General features: G+C 55.6%; 11 protein-coding genes. 7 read left to right on the top strand and 4 right to left on the bottom strand.

All coding sequences use genetic code 11. The features are described 5' to 3' along the window. Positions 1 to 132: 132 nt before the first annotated feature. From lsrR to C5523_RS03520, 3 genes are all read left to right on the top strand, one after another. Positions 133 to 1104 carry a transcriptional regulator LsrR gene (gene lsrR, locus C5523_RS03530; RefSeq protein ID WP_039078174.1) on the top strand — a complete coding sequence of 324 codons (972 nt, stop codon included), beginning with the start codon at positions 133 to 135 and terminating at the stop codon, positions 1102 to 1104. 43 nt (positions 1105 to 1147) lie between these two features. Further along, positions 1148 to 2740: an autoinducer-2 kinase gene (gene lsrK, locus C5523_RS03525; protein WP_108700588.1), complete on the top strand. Its 1593-nt coding sequence runs from the start codon at positions 1148 to 1150 to the stop codon at positions 2738 to 2740. A 213-nt stretch (positions 2741 to 2953) separates the two neighbouring features. Then, the gene (locus tag C5523_RS03520; protein ID WP_108700587.1) at positions 2954 to 4975 is read left to right on the top strand and encodes an NADPH-dependent 2,4-dienoyl-CoA reductase; all 2022 of its coding nucleotides are present in this window, start codon (positions 2954 to 2956) and stop codon (positions 4973 to 4975) included. 113 nt (positions 4976 to 5088) lie between these two features. Here the strand turns inward: C5523_RS03520 and rlmG are convergent, their stop codons facing one another. Next, the gene (rlmG, locus tag C5523_RS03515) at positions 5089 to 6219 is read right to left on the bottom strand and encodes a 23S rRNA (guanine(1835)-N(2))-methyltransferase RlmG (protein WP_079497075.1); all 1131 of its coding nucleotides are present in this window, start codon (positions 6217 to 6219) and stop codon (positions 5089 to 5091) included. Between the two features lie 69 nt (positions 6220 to 6288). On the opposite strand from rlmG, the gene C5523_RS03510 reads away from it, so the two are divergent. Continuing rightward, the gene (locus C5523_RS03510; RefSeq protein WP_039077543.1) at positions 6289 to 6786 is read left to right on the top strand and encodes a M48 family metallopeptidase; all 498 of its coding nucleotides are present in this window, start codon (positions 6289 to 6291) and stop codon (positions 6784 to 6786) included. A 445-nt stretch (positions 6787 to 7231) separates the two neighbouring features. Here the strand turns inward: C5523_RS03510 and C5523_RS03505 are convergent, their stop codons facing one another. Together C5523_RS03505 and C5523_RS03495 are read right to left on the bottom strand one after the other, a co-directional pair. Beyond that, positions 7232 to 8416 (bottom strand): PLP-dependent aminotransferase family protein, encoded by a 1185-nt coding sequence (locus C5523_RS03505; protein ID WP_039077542.1) that lies wholly within the window; start codon positions 8414 to 8416, stop codon positions 7232 to 7234. A gap of 686 nt (positions 8417 to 9102) precedes the next feature. Continuing rightward, positions 9103 to 10485: an amino acid permease gene (locus C5523_RS03495; protein WP_107223824.1), complete on the bottom strand. Its 1383-nt coding sequence runs from the start codon at positions 10483 to 10485 to the stop codon at positions 9103 to 9105. 335 nt (positions 10486 to 10820) lie between these two features. On the opposite strand from C5523_RS03495, the gene C5523_RS03490 reads away from it, so the two are divergent. The 3 genes from C5523_RS03490 (at position 10821) to C5523_RS03480 (ending at position 13398) form a co-directional block, all read left to right on the top strand. Then, complete coding sequence (locus tag C5523_RS03490; RefSeq protein WP_039077540.1) at positions 10821 to 11300, top strand: Lrp/AsnC family transcriptional regulator; 480 nt, start codon at positions 10821 to 10823, stop codon at positions 11298 to 11300. Positions 11301 to 11551: 251 nt separating this feature from the next. Then, positions 11552 to 12166: a YitT family protein gene (locus C5523_RS03485; RefSeq protein WP_039077539.1), complete on the top strand. Its 615-nt coding sequence runs from the start codon at positions 11552 to 11554 to the stop codon at positions 12164 to 12166. Between the two features lie 38 nt (positions 12167 to 12204). After that, positions 12205 to 13398: an amino acid aminotransferase gene (locus C5523_RS03480; protein ID WP_107223823.1), complete on the top strand. Its 1194-nt coding sequence runs from the start codon at positions 12205 to 12207 to the stop codon at positions 13396 to 13398. A 4-nt stretch (positions 13399 to 13402) separates the two neighbouring features. Here the strand turns inward: C5523_RS03480 and C5523_RS03475 are convergent, their stop codons facing one another. Next, positions 13403 to 15727, bottom strand: coding sequence for a molybdopterin-dependent oxidoreductase (locus C5523_RS03475; RefSeq protein ID WP_108700586.1), 2325 nt, complete (start codon positions 15725 to 15727; stop codon positions 13403 to 13405). Positions 15728 to 15763 lie beyond the last annotated feature (36 nt).

Below are 15763 nucleotides of genomic sequence, written 5' to 3'. Positions count from 1 at the left end.
TGATCACACTTTTATGTATTTGGATCTCTCTATTCCAACAGCGACATCAAAAGATCTGTTTTGCCAGGCGGCTCACATTTTCACCGCAGGCAAGCACGAACATATGATCTAAATTTTTATAAGAGTTCAGATATGAGCGAAAAAAGAACATTAGAAGAAGGACGCTTTGCAGGTCTGGCGCTGGCAGAAGAAGAGCTGGTGGCCCGTGTGGCCTGGTGTTACTACCACGACGGCCTGACACAAAACGATATCGGCGAGCGGCTGGGTTTACCGCGCCTCAAGATTTCGCGCCTGCTGGAGAAGGGGCGGCAGTCCGGGGTGATCCGCGTACAGATTAACTCCCGCTATGAAGGGTGTCTGGCGCTGGAAACGGAGCTGCAACGCCAGTTTGGCTTACGCCTGACCCGCGTGCTGCCAGCCCTGAATACCCCGCCCATGAGCGTGCGGCTCGGGATTGGCGCCGCACAGTCGTTAATGGGAGTGCTGGAGCCGGGTCAGCTTCTGGCGGTGGGATTTGGCGAAACCACTATGAGTTGTCTGCAGCACCTGAGCGGGTTTATCAGTTCGCAGCAAATTCGCCTGGTGACGCTCTCCGGCGGGGTCGGCCCCTACATGACCGGGATTGGCCAACTGGATGCCGCCTGTAGCGTCAGCATGATCCCCGCGCCATTGCGCGTATCGTCGCCGGAGGTGGCAGAGATCCTGAAACGGGAATCGAGCGTGCGGGATGTGATCCTCGCCGCCACCGCCGCCGATGTTGCCGTGGTGGGTATTGGATCAGTGAATCAGAAGCGCGATGCCACGATCCTGCGCTCGGGCTATATCAGCGAAGGCGAACAACTGATGTATGCGCGCAAAGGGGCCGTCGGCGACATCCTGGGCTTCTTTTTGCAGGCCGATGGTGAACGGGTCGAAGGGCTGGAGATTCATCGGGAATTACTCGGCGTCACCCTGGATGAGCTGGCGCAATTGCCGACCATCATCGGTGCCGCCGGGGGCGTGGAAAAGGCAGACGCGATTTATGCCGCACTCAAAGGCCGCCGTATCAATGGCCTGGTGACGGAAGAAACAACAGCACGCGCGGTCCTGGCGTTGGCGCAATAACGCGCCGCTTGCCGCGCTGCGCTGATAACAGCGAGGCAAGCCCATGAGTTACCTTTTAGCGTTAGATGCAGGGACCGGCAGCATTCGTGCAGTGATCTTCGATTTAACCGGGAGACAGGTTGCCGTCGGCCAGGCGGAATGGAAACACCTGAGCGTGGAAAATGTGCCGGGCTCAATGGAGTTCGATCTCGCCACCAACTGGCAACTGGCCTGCCAGTGCATTCGCCAGGCGCTGGCGAACGCGGGTCTTTCCGGTGCGGATATCAAGTCCATCGCCTGCTGTTCCATGCGCGAAGGCATTGTGCTGTATGACCAGTACGGTGATGCCATCTGGGCCTGCGCCAACGTCGACGCGCGCGCCAGCCGGGAAGTGGCCGAACTCAAAGAGATCCACAACGATCGCTTCGAATCCGAAGTCTATGAGGTCTCCGGGCAGACGCTGGCCCTGAGCGCGATGCCACGCCTGCTCTGGCTGGCTCACCATCGCCCGGATATCTATCGCAACGCGGTCACGATCACCATGATCAGCGACTGGCTGGCGGCGCGCCTTTCCGGCTGGCTGGCGGTCGATCCTTCCAACGCGGGCACCACCGGCATGCTCGATCTGTTTACCCGTGACTGGCGGCCTTCCCTGCTGGATATGGCCGGACTGCGCGCCGATATTCTTTCGCCTGTAAAAGAGACCGGCAGCGTGCTGGGCGAAGTGACCAGAGAGGCGGCACAGGAGAGCGGTTTGCGCGAAGGCACGCCGGTAATCATGGGCGGCGGCGATGTCCAACTGGGTTGTCTGGGGCTGGGGGTGGTACGCCCCGGACAGACGGCAGTGCTGGGGGGGACATTCTGGCAACAGGTGGTCAACTTGCCGCAGGTGCGGACCGACCCGGAGATGAATATTCGCGTAAACCCGCATGTGATCCCAGGCATGGCGCAGGCGGAGTCGATCAGTTTCTTTACCGGCTTAACCATGCGCTGGTTCCGTGACGCCTTCTGCGCGGAAGAAAAATTGATTGCCGAGCGTATGGGAATGGACACCTATAGCCTGCTGGAAGAGATGGCTGCTCGCGTTCCGGCGGGCTCCCACGGCGTGATGCCGATCTTCTCCGATGCGATGCATTTCAAGCAGTGGTACCACGCGGCGCCGTCGTTTATTAACCTCTCCATCGACCCGGAAAAATGCAATAAAGCGACGCTGTTCCGCGCGCTGGAAGAGAATGCCGCCATCGTCTCAGCCTGTAACCTGGCACAGATTTCCCGCTTTTCCGGCGTGAAGTTCGACAGCCTGGTGTTTGCGGGCGGCGGTTCAAAAGGGGCGCTGTGGAGCCAGATTTTAAGTGACGTCACAGGCCTTCCTGTACGCGTGCCGGAAGTCAAAGAGGCCACCGCGCTGGGCTGCGCCATTGCCGCAGGCGTCGGGGCGGGTCTGTATGACGATATGGCGGCAACCGGTGAACGACTGGTGAAATGGAGCCGGGAGTTCACGCCGAACCCGCAGCATCGCGAGTTATATAACGAGATGATGCAGAAGTGGCAGGCGGTGTATGCCGATCAGCTTGGTCTGGTGGATAGCGGGCTGACAACATCCATGTGGCAGGCACCGGGCCTGGTACGCGCATCATCCCCCCGTCTTTCTGTCTGAGGGCCCAGGCCGCAACCCCTGATGCGCTACGGCGAGGCAGAAACGCTCGATCGGTCCCCTCTCCCCGTGGGAGAGGGCCAGGGTGAGGGCATCAGGCCTTGCCAATCTTTGAATCCCATCACAATCACCGCATTCCCCTTTTCCCTTTTCTCCGCCAAACGCTAAATTACAACTCATCCGACCACATAACAAAAAATTAACACTGGAAGCGATATGAGCCATTACCCGTCGTTATTTGCCCCACTGGATTTGGGTTTTACTACGTTAAAGAACCGCGTATTAATGGGGTCAATGCACACCGGTCTGGAAGAGCGCCCTGACGGCGCGGCCCGGCTGGCGGCCTTCTATGCCGAACGAGCACGCCATGGTGTGGCGCTGATTGTCACCGGCGGTGTGGCGCCGGCGCTTTCGGGCGTAACGATGCAGGGTGGTGCGGTACTTAACGATGAACATCAGCTTCCGCATCATCGCCTGATAACCGATGCCGTACATCAGGAAGGCGGCAAAATCGCCCTGCAAATTTTGCATACCGGGCGTTACAGCTTTCAGCCAAACCTGGTGGCGCCGTCCGCCATTCAGGCGCCGATTAACCGTTTTACCCCGCACGCTCTGCGTCATGACGAAATCCTGGCGCTGATCGACGACTTTGCCCGCTGTGCACATCTGGCACAGCAGGCCGGTTATGACGGCGTGGAAGTGATGGGCTCAGAAGGCTATTTGATTAACGAGTTTCTCGCCGCACGCACCAACCAGCGGGAAGACGAATGGGGCGGCGATTACGCCCGGCGAATGCGCTTTGCCGTGGAAGTGGTCAGGGCGGTGCGTGAACGGGTAGGCCGTGATTTTATTGTTATCTACCGCCTGTCGATGCTCGACCTGGTGGAAGGCGGCGGCGTCTTTGAGGAAACCGTCCAACTGGCGAACGCCGTTGAAGCGGCGGGCGCGACCATCATCAACACCGGTATCGGCTGGCACGAAGCCCGTATCCCGACCATTGCCACCCCGGTGCCGCGCGCGGCATTCAGTTGGGTTACCCGCAAGCTGAAAGGCAAAGTGGGCATCCCGCTGGTCACCACCAACCGCATTAACGATCCGCAGGTGGCAGACGATATTCTCTCTCGCGGCGATGCCGATATGGTGTCGATGGCGCGCCCGTTCCTTGCCGATGCCGGGATCCTTTCCAAAGCGCAAAGCGGTCGCGCTGATGAGATCAACACCTGCATCGGCTGCAACCAGGCCTGCCTCGATCAGATCTTCGTGGGCAAAGTGACCTCGTGCCTGGTCAACCCGCGCGCCTGCCACGAAACCAAAATGCCGCTCACACCAGCCACCCGCCAGAAAACGCTGGCCGTGATTGGCGCAGGTCCCGCCGGTCTGGCCTTTGCCGTCAACGCCGCTGCCCGTGGACATAGCGTGACGTTGTTTGATGCGGCTGCCGAGATTGGCGGTCAGTTCAATATCGCCAAACAGATCCCCGGCAAAGAGGAGTTCTACGAAACCCTGCGCTACTACCGCAAAATGATCGACATCACCGGCGTAACGTTACGGCTCAATCAGTTTGTGCAGCCTACCATGCTGGAAGCCTTTGACGAGGTGATCCTCGCCAGCGGCATTGTGCCGCGCACGCCGGAGATCGAGGGGATCACCCATCCTAAGGTGCTGAGTTACCTTGACGTTTTGCGCGATAAAGTGCCGGTCGGCGAGAAGGTGGCGATTATCGGCTGCGGGGGAATTGGTTTTGATACCGCGATGTATCTTAGCCAGCCGGGCGAACCCACCAGCCAGAATATCGCAGAATTTTGTGTGGAATGGGGCATCGATACCAGCCTCAACCATGTGGGCGGTTTGCGCCCGGAAGGCCCACAGTTGCCGAAAAGTCCGCGTAAGATCGTGATGCTCCAGCGTAAAGCCAGCAAACCGGGTGAAGGTCTGGGGAAAACCACCGGCTGGATCCACCGTACCACCCTGCTGTCGCGCGGGGTGAAAATGATCCCGGCGGTCAGTTATCAGAAGATCGACGACGAGGGGCTGCATGTCTTGATCGGCGGCGAACCGCAGTTGCTGGCGGTAGACAATGTGATCCTGTGTGCAGGCCAGGAGCCGCGCCGCGAGCTGGCAGAGCCGTTACAGGCAGCGGGAAAAACGGTGCATTTGATTGGCGGCTGCGATGTGGCAATGGAGCTTGATGCCCGCCGGGCGATAGCCCAGGGCACGACGTTAGCGCTGACGATTTGATGTGTTATGACGACCCGGATGGCGGCGCAAGCGCCTTATCCGGGCCAGGGGTTGTTTCCGGTATTCGGGCGCGCTTTTGTAGCCCCGGTAAGCGCAGCGCCACCGGGGGAAAATCAGCGCTGTCTGCGCAATTTCACCGCTTTTAGCACCACAAACTTACCGTTAGACGCCACGTTGCTGCAGTTACTAAAAATCTTCTTAAGCTTACGGAAATAATCAAGATGACGGTTGCCCACCACAATTAATTCACCGCCATATTTCAGGCTGCGGCGAGCATCGTGGAACATCTGCCAGGCAATATGATCGGTGATGGCGCTTTGCTGATGGAACGGCGGATTGCACAGCACCACATCAAAACGGTCCGGTTCAATACCCGACAGCCCGTTATTGACCATAAACTCGCTACGCTCCAGCGCGTCCGGCATGTTACGTTCCACATTCAGGCGGCTGGAGGCCACGGCCATATGGGATTCGTCGGTAAAGAGCACACGCGCCTGCGGGTTCTGCGCCAGCAGTTGCAGACCAATCACGCCGTTACCACAGCCGAGATCGACCATCTCCCCTTCCACGTTTTCCGGCAAATGCTTGAGGAAAAGACGCGCACCAATGTCCAGCCCGCTGCGTGAAAATACATTCGCATGGTTATGGATGGTCCAGTCCGTTCCCTCTAATTGCCAGTCATAGGTCTGCGGCGCATCAGCTACCGCCGGAGCAGTAAAAGTACAGTGGATCAGACGCGCTTTTTTCCACGCCAGCGACGTAGTGGTCGGGCCGAGGTATTTTTCAAACAACGCCATGGTGGAGTTGTGAATATCACGCGCTTTGGCACCGGCGATAATCTGCGTTTGTGGGGTCACGACGCGACGCAACGCACAAAGCTGTTGCTCCAGCAGCGCAAGCTGTTTGGGTACTTTAATCAGCACGCGCGCAGGGGCAGCCGGCAGTTCGCTCAGACTATCCAGGAAAGTTACGGCGTCTTCGTCCATCCCGTTCAGACGCAGGTTATGGCGGGTAGCCTGCTCCGCGATAAACGAGTCATTCACGCTGACAGGACGATATTCCGCCAGGGCACAGGCCAACGCGCCGAAGCTATCGTTAAAGATGAGCGTCGTGCCTTCGGTCTCATTTACCTGATTTAGCAGATATTCATCTGCCGCATCCCACGCCTGTAACGACGCTTCTTCGGCATTGGGTGGGAAACGCTCTAATGCAAATGACTGTCCAATTAACTCAACCTGGCCCATCGACCCTCCGGGGTGCTAGAATTCGCGCGTTTTATCGCTTAATTATCCGGAGTTGTAAACCCCTTAAACATGACAACACTCACTTATTTGCAGGGTTACCCCGAATCACTGCTGGCACAGGTACAAACGCTGATCGCGCAAAATCGGCTGAGCGAGGTTTTACTCAAGCGTTACCCCGATACGCACGACATCACGACCGATAAAGCGCTCTATGTTTATACGCAGGATTTTAAAAATCAGTTTTTGCGTAACGCGCCGCAAATCAACAAAGTCGCTTATGACAGCAAAATCCATGTGCTCAAAAACGCGTTAGGGCTGCATACCGCGGTGTCGCGCGTGCAGGGCGGTAAGCTCAAAGCGAAAGCAGAAATCCGCGTCGCCACCGTTTTTCGCCAGGCACCGGAAGCCTTTCTGCGTATGATCGTGGTGCATGAACTGGCGCACCTGAAAGAGAAAGAGCACAACAAAGCGTTTTATCAATTATGTTGCCATATGGAGCCTCAGTATCATCAACTGGAATTTGATATGCGTTTGTGGCTTTTATGTAAAGACGAAGGGTGGCTTTGATATGAAATTAAATAAAACATCAACGACCCAAAAATAATTAAAGTCATTTATTCTGCATTTATTAATATGCGATCCCTGTCACTAATAATGCAACGAGTTAACCTTTACACGATGACATAAAAAACCCGTAACTCTCTGTAAATAATAAGTTATTTAAAAAATCCCGTATCACTATCTACCAAAGTGGATTCAGATAAACATCCAGAGCGTTATTTATCTTATTTTTGAATCATATGATTCAAGATTTGAATTTGACGCAGAGGGACAATAAAATCATTATGTAGAAATACTTTTACAGCTTGTTGTAGAAGTATTCTCGAAGCATTTAGATGATTGGTTTTAATACCTGTTCGCACTCGGGCACATTTATGTCAGCGAATAGGGATATAAACCCTTTACTCACCATGTATCCCTGATGGGATACATGGTTTTTTTATGTCTGAACTTATTCAAGAGAGGCTTTGAGGCGGGCGACGGCTTTTCTGAGATTTTCATCCGCCACTGACACATAAGACATACGCAGCGTCGATGCATCCGGGTTATCCGCATAGAAGAACTCGCCCGGCACATAGACCACGCCATTCGCCAGCGTCTTTTTCAGCCAGTCGGTGGTGTTCTTCTCGTACTTAAATTTGGCCCACAGGAACATGCCCCCTTGCGGACGGTGAAAGGTCAGATGCTCGCCCAGTTCACGTTCGATCTCTTCGCATAACACCTGACATTTATCTTTATAAGAAGCGCGGATAATTTTTAACTGCTCAGGCAGGCGGCCCGTCTGCAAATAGTGATAGGCCAGCGACTGCGACAGGGAGCTGGTATGCAAATCCGTGGCCTGTTTCAGGGTCACAATCTGCTTTTTAATCCACTCCGGCGCAACAACCCAGCCGACGCGCGCACCCGGCGCCAGAATTTTGGAAAACGTCGAGGTGTAAATAACGTTCTCGCTGTTGTCTATCTCTTTTGCCCAGGCAGTTAATGGCTTGAACAGTTTGTCGGTAAAATTAATTTCGCTATAGGGATCATCTTCGATAATGACAAAGTTATAGCGCTTAGAGAGCGCCACCAGCTTTTTGCGGCGCTCATCAGAGAGTGTGACCCCGCCAGGGTTGCCGAAGGTCGGCACAATATAAACGGCTTTGATGGTGGTGGTTTTGACCAGCTCTTCCAGCTCATCAACCTTCATGCCTTCTCCGTCTGTACCAACAGATGCAAGCTGAGCTTCCGCCAGATGGAAAACCTGCAACGCGGCCAGATAGGTGGGTCTCTCCACAACAATGACATCGCCAGGGTTAATCAGCACGCGGGCGAGCATATCCAGAGACTGCTGAGAACCGGAGGTAATCACGACTTCATCAGGGTTACAGGTAATCAGACGCTGTTCCAGAAGCTGGCAAATTGCCTCACGCAAATCCGGGCTGCCTTCGCTCAGGCCATATTGAAAAGCATCTTTCCAGGAAACGGATAACACTTTATCCATCGCCATCTGGAGCCCTTCGCGATCAAAGAGATCAGGATTAGGAATGCCCCCGCCAAGAGAGATAACCCCTTCCATTTTGCTGTGTTTTAATAATTCGCGGATGGCAGATGACTGCACATTTTTGACTTTATCGGAGATTCTCTCGTCTGACATTACCTTAACCTTACCCTTTGTTTTGCCGTTCGATCTTATTATGTTGCGATAGTTTTCATGCTAAGCATTTCCGTTATACAGCAATAAAAAGAGGCCGTAAACGGAGCCGCCCGCCCACTCATTTTATTTATACTATGCCAATATTTTTATTTTTTCTGGTTTAATATTCCGCGGATGGCGCTCAATATTAATTAAATAGATATCTATAACCGGCAAGTGTCCGGGATTTCTTCTGATCATCGTCCGATCATTTTAAAACAATGCAGAAGGCTTATCTGCGCTCAACCATCCAGCCAGCATTATTATTTGAATTGCGGCCCGTCTCTTATGTGTGTTCAGTAACTGTATTTATACACAGTCAATGTACATACAAGGTCGAGGCAAATGAAAAGAGAAAGATACTGCCTTTCTGTTGCGGTTTTATCCTGCTCAGGAAAGGCAATCAGATATGTATGTTCAAACGCACGGGCACAGGATGGATGGCTTTTACAGCCTGCCGCCAGGGGCTTGAGGATGGTGAAACAGTGACCGCCGCCGCAATGTGTGCGGCCACACACCACCATTTCTTATGTCAGGCAGGCTATCGACAACATCCTGATCTCACAGGTTTATTCCGAATAGGGCTGGTGACGTTCCCCACCCGTTTTCCACTTTGATGCCGGAGCATCGCTCCGGCATCATCACCTTTAGCCTTGATTCACTTCCGCTACCAGAACGGCGGCGGCGCGTTTTTTCTTCAACATATAGCCCGCCCCCAGCACCAGCAGCCATGCCGGGATCAGACATACAGAGATACGGATCCCCGGCGTCATAAACATCACCACCAGGATCCCTGCCAGGAAAAGCAGGCAAATGATGTTAGTCAGCGGATAACCGAGGCTTTGAAAAGCGGTGGTTTTTCCGGCTTTTTGCATGGCGAGACGGAATTTCAGGTGGGTGATACAAATCATCGCCCAGTTGATCACCAGGGCCGCCACCACGAGCGCCATCAGCAATTCAAAGGCTTTGCCCGGCATTACATAGTTGATCAGCACGCACAGCGCCGTGGCCAAAGCCGATACCCCCAGCGCGGTCAGCGGGATCCCCCGGCGGTTCACCTTGAGCAGCGAACGCGGCGCGTTACCCTGCTGCGCCAGGCCAAACAGCATGCGGCTATTGCAGTAAACACAACTGTTATAGACCGACAGCGCGGCGGAGAGCACCACCAGATTGAGGGCGTTCGCGACGATGTTGCTGTCCAGCGCATGGAAAATCAGGACGAACGGGCTGCCGCCTTCCACCACGTTTTTCCACGGATAGAGCGACAGCAAAACGGCCAGTGAACCCACATAAAACAGCAGAATACGGTAGATAACCTGATTAGTGGCTTTGGGAATGCTCTTTTGCGGATCGTCGGCCTCTGCCGCCGTGATCCCCACCAGCTCCAGACCGCCAAAGGAGAACATGATCACCGCCATCGCCATGACCAGGCCACTGATGCCATTCGGGAAGAATCCACCGTCCTGCCACAAGTTCGCCACCGATGCATCCGGACCACCGCTGCCGCTAAACAAAAGATAGCCGCCAAAAGCAATCATGCTGATGATGGCCGCAACTTTGATAATGGAGAACCAGAACTCCATCTCGCCGTACACTTTGACGTTCGTCAGGTTGATGGCGTTAATTGCCACAAAGAAAATGGCCGCTGAGACCCACGTTGGCACGTCGGGCCACCAGTATTGAATATAAATCCCAACCGCCGTCAGTTCCGCCATACTCACCAGCACATAGAGCACCCAGTAGTTCCAGCCGGACATAAACCCGGCAAAAGGTCCCCAGTAGCGGTTGGCAAAATGGCTGAAAGAGCCCGCCACTGGCTCTTCAACCACCATTTCACCGAGCTGGCGCATAATGAAAAAAGCAATCACCCCGGCGATGGCGTACCCCAACAGTACCGACGGCCCGGCCATGCGAATGGTCTGCGCAATGCCTAAAAAAAGTCCGGTGCCTACGGCCCCACCGAGCGCAATCAACTGGATATGACGGTTTTTTAACCCGCGTTTTAATTCGTTAGTGTGTTGTGCTGCCACCTCTGACCTCTCCCCTGTCTGTAAACGTCACCTTCGGCCAGAGCAACTTTCAGGCCAGCCAGCGGGGAGAACACGACAATGGTAGGCTAACTATCTGAATAAGCTGGAGATATAAATTTCCAGTCGCATCCACAGCTTGAGCGCGGCGATTGAATTTTCAGCAACTTCGCGCAATAAGTACGCTTAAATCGCACGATGTATGAGAAAAACAGCCTCTGCATGCATGAAAACGAACCGTTTTGGTGCAGCGGAAAAAAGCGCAGCGCCGTCAGACTTCTCGTCATCAAAAAAGCTGTTAGTCTGGTAGCCACTCTTTCGTTCCGGTATTGGCGCACATGTATAACATCGACGACTTTGATCTGAAAATCCTCACCTTGTTGCAGGCCAATGGCCGTTTAACTAACCAGGAGCTGAGCGATCTCATCGGCCTTTCTGCTTCCCAGTGTTCACGGCGTCGTATCGCGCTGGAGCAGGCGCAACTGATTCTGGGCTACCATGCGCGGCTTGCACCGGATGCCGCCGGGCGCGAGATGCTGGGTCTGATTGAGGTACGTCTTTTAAACCACACGCAGGAGTATGTGGAAAGTTTCCACCAGATGGTGAGCGAAGTGGACGCGATTCTGGATGCCTGGAAAACCACGGGCGATGCCGATTACCTGCTCAGGGTAGCCGTGCCGGATTTGCCAGGTCTGAGCCATTTAATCAGCCATATTCTGGCGCAAAATAAAGGGGTCGCTCATTTGAAAACTTCAGTTGTCCTTAACCGCCTGAAAGAGAATGGCCAGTTGATGCCGGGCAGTGGTCTTGCGCCCTAATACAGGGCGACACGCCTTATTTTGGTGCAATCAATCGGTTAATTAATGTATCCGGTGAGACAAAAATACACACCTCAACCGAATAACAGCGTGAAAACGCACAAAACACGCAATCTTCTCTTTTTGCCATATCAATACGTTAGCGATATGGCCGCCTGTTTTTCCTCCATTCAGTCGCATCAGGAAGCGGATCTGGTGCGTTTTTTGCAGGATATTTCTTATCTTTAGCAATTGTTGAATCGTACTTTCTTATGGATAACGTCCTGACTCCCAATAAACTTGCTCATACCTGGCTGGAAGATGCGCTGGCGCTGCTGTTCGGTACGCTAATGATCTCTTTTGGCGTGATAATGTTTCGCCAGGCGGGCGCGCTCACTGGCGGTACGGCGGGTATCGCTTTTCTGATCCATTACGCGACTCACCTGCCGTTTGGCGTGGCGTTCTTTTTGATCAACCTGCCCTTTTACTGGCTCTCTGTTCGCCGGATGGGCATGCAGTTCACGCTGAAAACGTTCTGCGCCGTGGCGCTGGTATCGTTGTTCTCCGATCTGCACGGGCGCTTTATCCATTTCGATCAGCTTAACCCCTACTACGCCACGCTGTTTGGCAACATCATGGTCGGCATTGGTTTTGTGGTGCTGTTCCGTCATAAAGCGAGTCTCGGCGGCGTGAATATTCTGGCGCTCTATCTGCAGGATAAAAGCGGTATCCGCGCCGGTAAATTCCAGATGGTGGTCGATGCCTGTATCGTGACCGCATCGCTGTTCTTCGTGAGCCTGCCGATGCTGGCGGCCTCCATTGTGGGCGCCGTGATTCTGAATTCCATTATTGCCATGAACCACCGCCCGGGACGCTATGCGGTGTAATGGATTGACCTCTGACAGTAATATCAGGAGTAGTGACTGTGTTCCAGAACGTTGACGCCTACGCGGGCGACCCTATCCTGTCGTTGATGGAGACTTTCCATCAGGACACCCGTACTGACAAAGTGAACCTTAGCATCGGGCTGTATTATGACGAGCAGGCTATCATTCCTTGCCTTAAGGCAGTACAACAGGCCGAAACCCGCCTGCAGAGCCAGCCGCAAAAAGCCAGCCTCTATCTGCCGATGGAAGGTTTCGCCCCTTATCGCAGCGCCATTCAGACGCTGCTGTTTGGCGACAACCATCCGGCACTGAACGCCGGGCGTATCGCCACCATCCAGACGCTGGGCGGTTCCGGCGCGCTGAAAGTGGGTGCCGATTTCCTGAAACGCTACTTCCCGGACTCCGGGGTGTGGGTCAGCGATCCGACCTGGGAAAACCATATCGCTATTTTTGCCGGTGCCGGGTTTAAGGTTCACACCTACCCGTACTTCGATAACGCCACGCGCGGTGTCGATTTCAGCGGCATGCTCAACAGCTTAAAACAACTGCCGCCGCGCAGTATCGTGCTGCTCCACCCGTGCTGCCACAACCCGACGGGCGCGGATCTGACGAATGCGCAGTGGGATGAAGTGATTGAGGTGCTGATTTCCCGCGATCTGATCCCGTTCCTCGACATTGCCTATCAGGGCTTTGGCGCGGGTCTGGAAGATGATGCCTACGCCATTCGCGCTATCGCCAGCACCGGCCTGCCTGCGCTGGTCAGCAACTCCTTCTCCAAAATATTCTCGCTGTATGGCGAGCGCGTGGGTGGGCTGTCCGTGGTGTGTGAAGATGCTGACGCCGCCGGACGCGTGCTGGGCCAGTTGAAAGCCACCGTACGTCGCAACTACTCCAGCCCGCCGAATTTTGGCGCGCAGGTCGTCTCCACGGTGCTCAATGACCCGGAGCTTAACGCCCTGTGGCGTGCCGAAGTGGACGCCATGCGCACCCGTATCAGCGAAATGCGCATGGCGCTGGTGGATGTCCTCAAAGATGCCCTGCCGACGCACGACTTTACCTACCTGCTGACCCAGCGCGGGATGTTCAGTTACACCGGGTTCAGCGCTGAACAGGTGGATAAACTGCGCGAAGCCTTTGGGGTCTACCTGATTGCCAGCGGCCGCGTCTGCGTGGCGGGCCTTAACCACAGCAATATCGGTCGCGTGGCCTCAGCCTTCGCCGCCGTTCAGTAAGGCATCAGGCCTGTTTTTGTTGCGCGAGCGTGACAAAAACAGGCGGTTCCCAGGCCGTTATCGCCGGTAACGGCCCTTCAAACTTCACCACGTCCACCCGACAACTCTGCGCGCTGCATCCTTGTCCCAGACGCGAACTGCCGCGATCTTCTGTTAAAACGTTGGGATTGCCATGTTTATCGAGTGGCTGCGCATCTTCTGTATTCTGCGGATCATACCAGGCGCCGGTGGACATCTGCACCACGCCGGGCCGGATGGCCTCGCTCAGTTTCACCCCAGCCAGTAACGCACCTCGCGTATTGAACACTTTCACCACTTCGCCGTCGTGAATGTCGCGCTCAGCGGCATCATGCGGATGCATCCACAGAGGTTCACGCCCGGCAATTTTGGTCTCCCGACTTACGCTGCCGTGGTCGTACTGGCTGTGCAGGCGGGTACGCGGTTGGCTGGAGAGCAAATGCAGCGGCCATTCGCGGGCGACCGCCTGCTGATATTGCGCCTCCGGCTCGTGCCAGTACGGATGCCCCGGACACTCTTCGTAGCCAAAATCGGCAATGGTCTGCGAAAAAAGCTCAATTTTGCCGGAAGGGGTGGTAAGGGGCGCGTTCAGCGGGTCGTCGCGAAAATCTTTAAGCAAGATCTGCGGCCGGGCGGGGCGTGAAAATTCCAGAACACCCTGCTGCCAAAACGCATCGAAGGCCGGGAGCGCGATCCCGTCGGCCTCGGCACGGGGGCGCGACTGTTCATACATCTCCTCCAGCCATGCTCTGGCGTCCCGCCCTTCGGTGTAAGCCTCACCAAACCCGAGACGGGCCGCCAGCCCGCTGAAAATGGCATAGTCGTCACGCGCATCGGCAAACGGCGCAATATGCTGGCGCATGGCAATCATAAAACCGTCGTTGCTGGCGCTACCGATATCCTCCCGCTCAAGCGAAGTGGTGGCGGGCAGGACGATATCGGCGAATTTAGCCTGTGCGGTCCAGTACTGCTCGTGGACCAAAATGGTTTCCGGGCGCCGCCAGGCGCGTACCAGCTTGTTCAGATCCTGATGGTGATGAAAGACATTGCCGCCCGCCCAGTAGACAAAGCGAATATCGGGGTAAAGGTGGGTCTGCCCGTCAAATTCATAGGGTTCGCCGGGGTGCAGCAACATGTCGGAAAAACGAGCGACCGGGATTTTGCCCTCAACCGGATTGCGCCCCTGGGGCAAACGCGGGCCGGAAAAGACGCGACGGTCGGCCCCCGCCAGGTTGGTTGAGGCGTAGCCGAAGCCCAGCCCACCGCCGGGAGTGCCAATCTGCCCCAACAGTGCGGTTAACGCCACTGTCGCCCAGAAAGCCTGTTCCCCCTGACGGGCTCGCTGAACCGACCAGGCAATGTTGATCATCGTGCGATGCTGTGCCATCTCATGTGCCAACTGGCGAATCACCCCGGCAGCGAGTCCGGTTCTGGACTCGGCCCATTCCGGGCTTTTTACTACGCCGTCGCCCCGGCCAAAGAGATAATCCCGGTATGGCGCGAACCCGACCGTGTGGCTGTCGACAAAGGCCTGGTCGTATAACGCGTCGGCAATCAGCACCTGGCAGAGCGCCAGCAGCAACGCCGTATCGCTGCCGGGTTTGACCACCAGCCAGTCGGCATCCGGCACGGCCGAAAGATCGTTTTGTACCGGGCTGATATTGATGAAACGGGTGCCGTTGCGGCGCAATGTCTGCAACCAGTGCTGTAGCGCGTGGTCGTTGGCCCCGCCGCCGTTAACCTGCGCATTACGTAGCGGCAAACCGCCGATGGCGACAAACAGTTGGCAGTGTTCCGCCAGTACCGGCCAGTGGGTGTGCTGGCGTTGTAAGGTGTCGAGATCGCCAAGAATATGCGGCAAAATGCGCTCCCCGGCGGCGATACTGTAGGTGTTGGTGCTGCCGGTGTAGCCGCCAAAGAGATTGAGAAAACGGTGAAGCTGGCTCTGCGCATGATGAAAACGGCCGGCGCTGGACCAGCCATAAGAGCCGCCATAAATCGCCGCATTGCCCTGCTCGCCTTTAACCCTGGTGAGTTCATCGGCCACCAGCGTCAACGCCTGCTCCCAGCTCACTTCGACAAAGGGTTCACGCCCGCGCCCCTCCCGGCTGGCGGCGCCCCCTTTCAGAAACCCTTCCCGCACTGCCGGGCGACGAACGCGTGATGTCCCCTGCACCGCGCCCGGCAACGACTGCCCAATCCGTGACGGGTTGCTGTCCCACGCAACCGGGCTGACCGCGGTCAGTTTGCCGTCATCGGTGGTCACCCGATAGGTTCCCCAGTGCATTACCGCAAGTTGCTCGGGTTTCATGGTGATACCTCGATATAAAACCTGTTAATCAGGCAG

This window comes from Phytobacter sp. SCO41 (assembly GCF_003073275.1).
Taxonomy (GTDB): domain Bacteria; phylum Pseudomonadota; class Gammaproteobacteria; order Enterobacterales; family Enterobacteriaceae; genus Phytobacter; species Phytobacter diazotrophicus.
Note: the sequence above shows the minus strand (reverse complement) of the source record. Positions and strands in the feature narration are given on the sequence as shown.

Bases quoted from the DNA above. Each gene is read 5' to 3' on its own strand.
- C5523_RS03520 (WP_108700587.1), top strand. From the start codon at position 2,954: ATGAGCCATTACCCGTCGTTATTTGCCCCACTGGATTTGGGTTTTACT.
- rlmG (WP_079497075.1), bottom strand. From the start codon at position 6,219: ATGGGCCAGGTTGAGTTAATTGGACAGTCATTTGCATTAGAGCGTTTC.
- lsrK (WP_108700588.1), top strand. From the start codon at position 1,148: ATGAGTTACCTTTTAGCGTTAGATGCAGGGACCGGCAGCATTCGTGCA.
- C5523_RS03505 (WP_039077542.1), bottom strand. From the start codon at position 8,416: ATGTCAGACGAGAGAATCTCCGATAAAGTCAAAAATGTGCAGTCATCT.
- C5523_RS03475 (WP_108700586.1), bottom strand. From the start codon at position 15,727: ATGAAACCCGAGCAACTTGCGGTAATGCACTGGGGAACCTATCGGGTG.
- lsrR (WP_039078174.1), top strand. From the start codon at position 133: ATGAGCGAAAAAAGAACATTAGAAGAAGGACGCTTTGCAGGTCTGGCG.
- C5523_RS03485 (WP_039077539.1), top strand. From the start codon at position 11,552: ATGGATAACGTCCTGACTCCCAATAAACTTGCTCATACCTGGCTGGAA.
- C5523_RS03510 (WP_039077543.1), top strand. From the start codon at position 6,289: ATGACAACACTCACTTATTTGCAGGGTTACCCCGAATCACTGCTGGCA.
- C5523_RS03490 (WP_039077540.1), top strand. From the start codon at position 10,821: ATGTATAACATCGACGACTTTGATCTGAAAATCCTCACCTTGTTGCAG.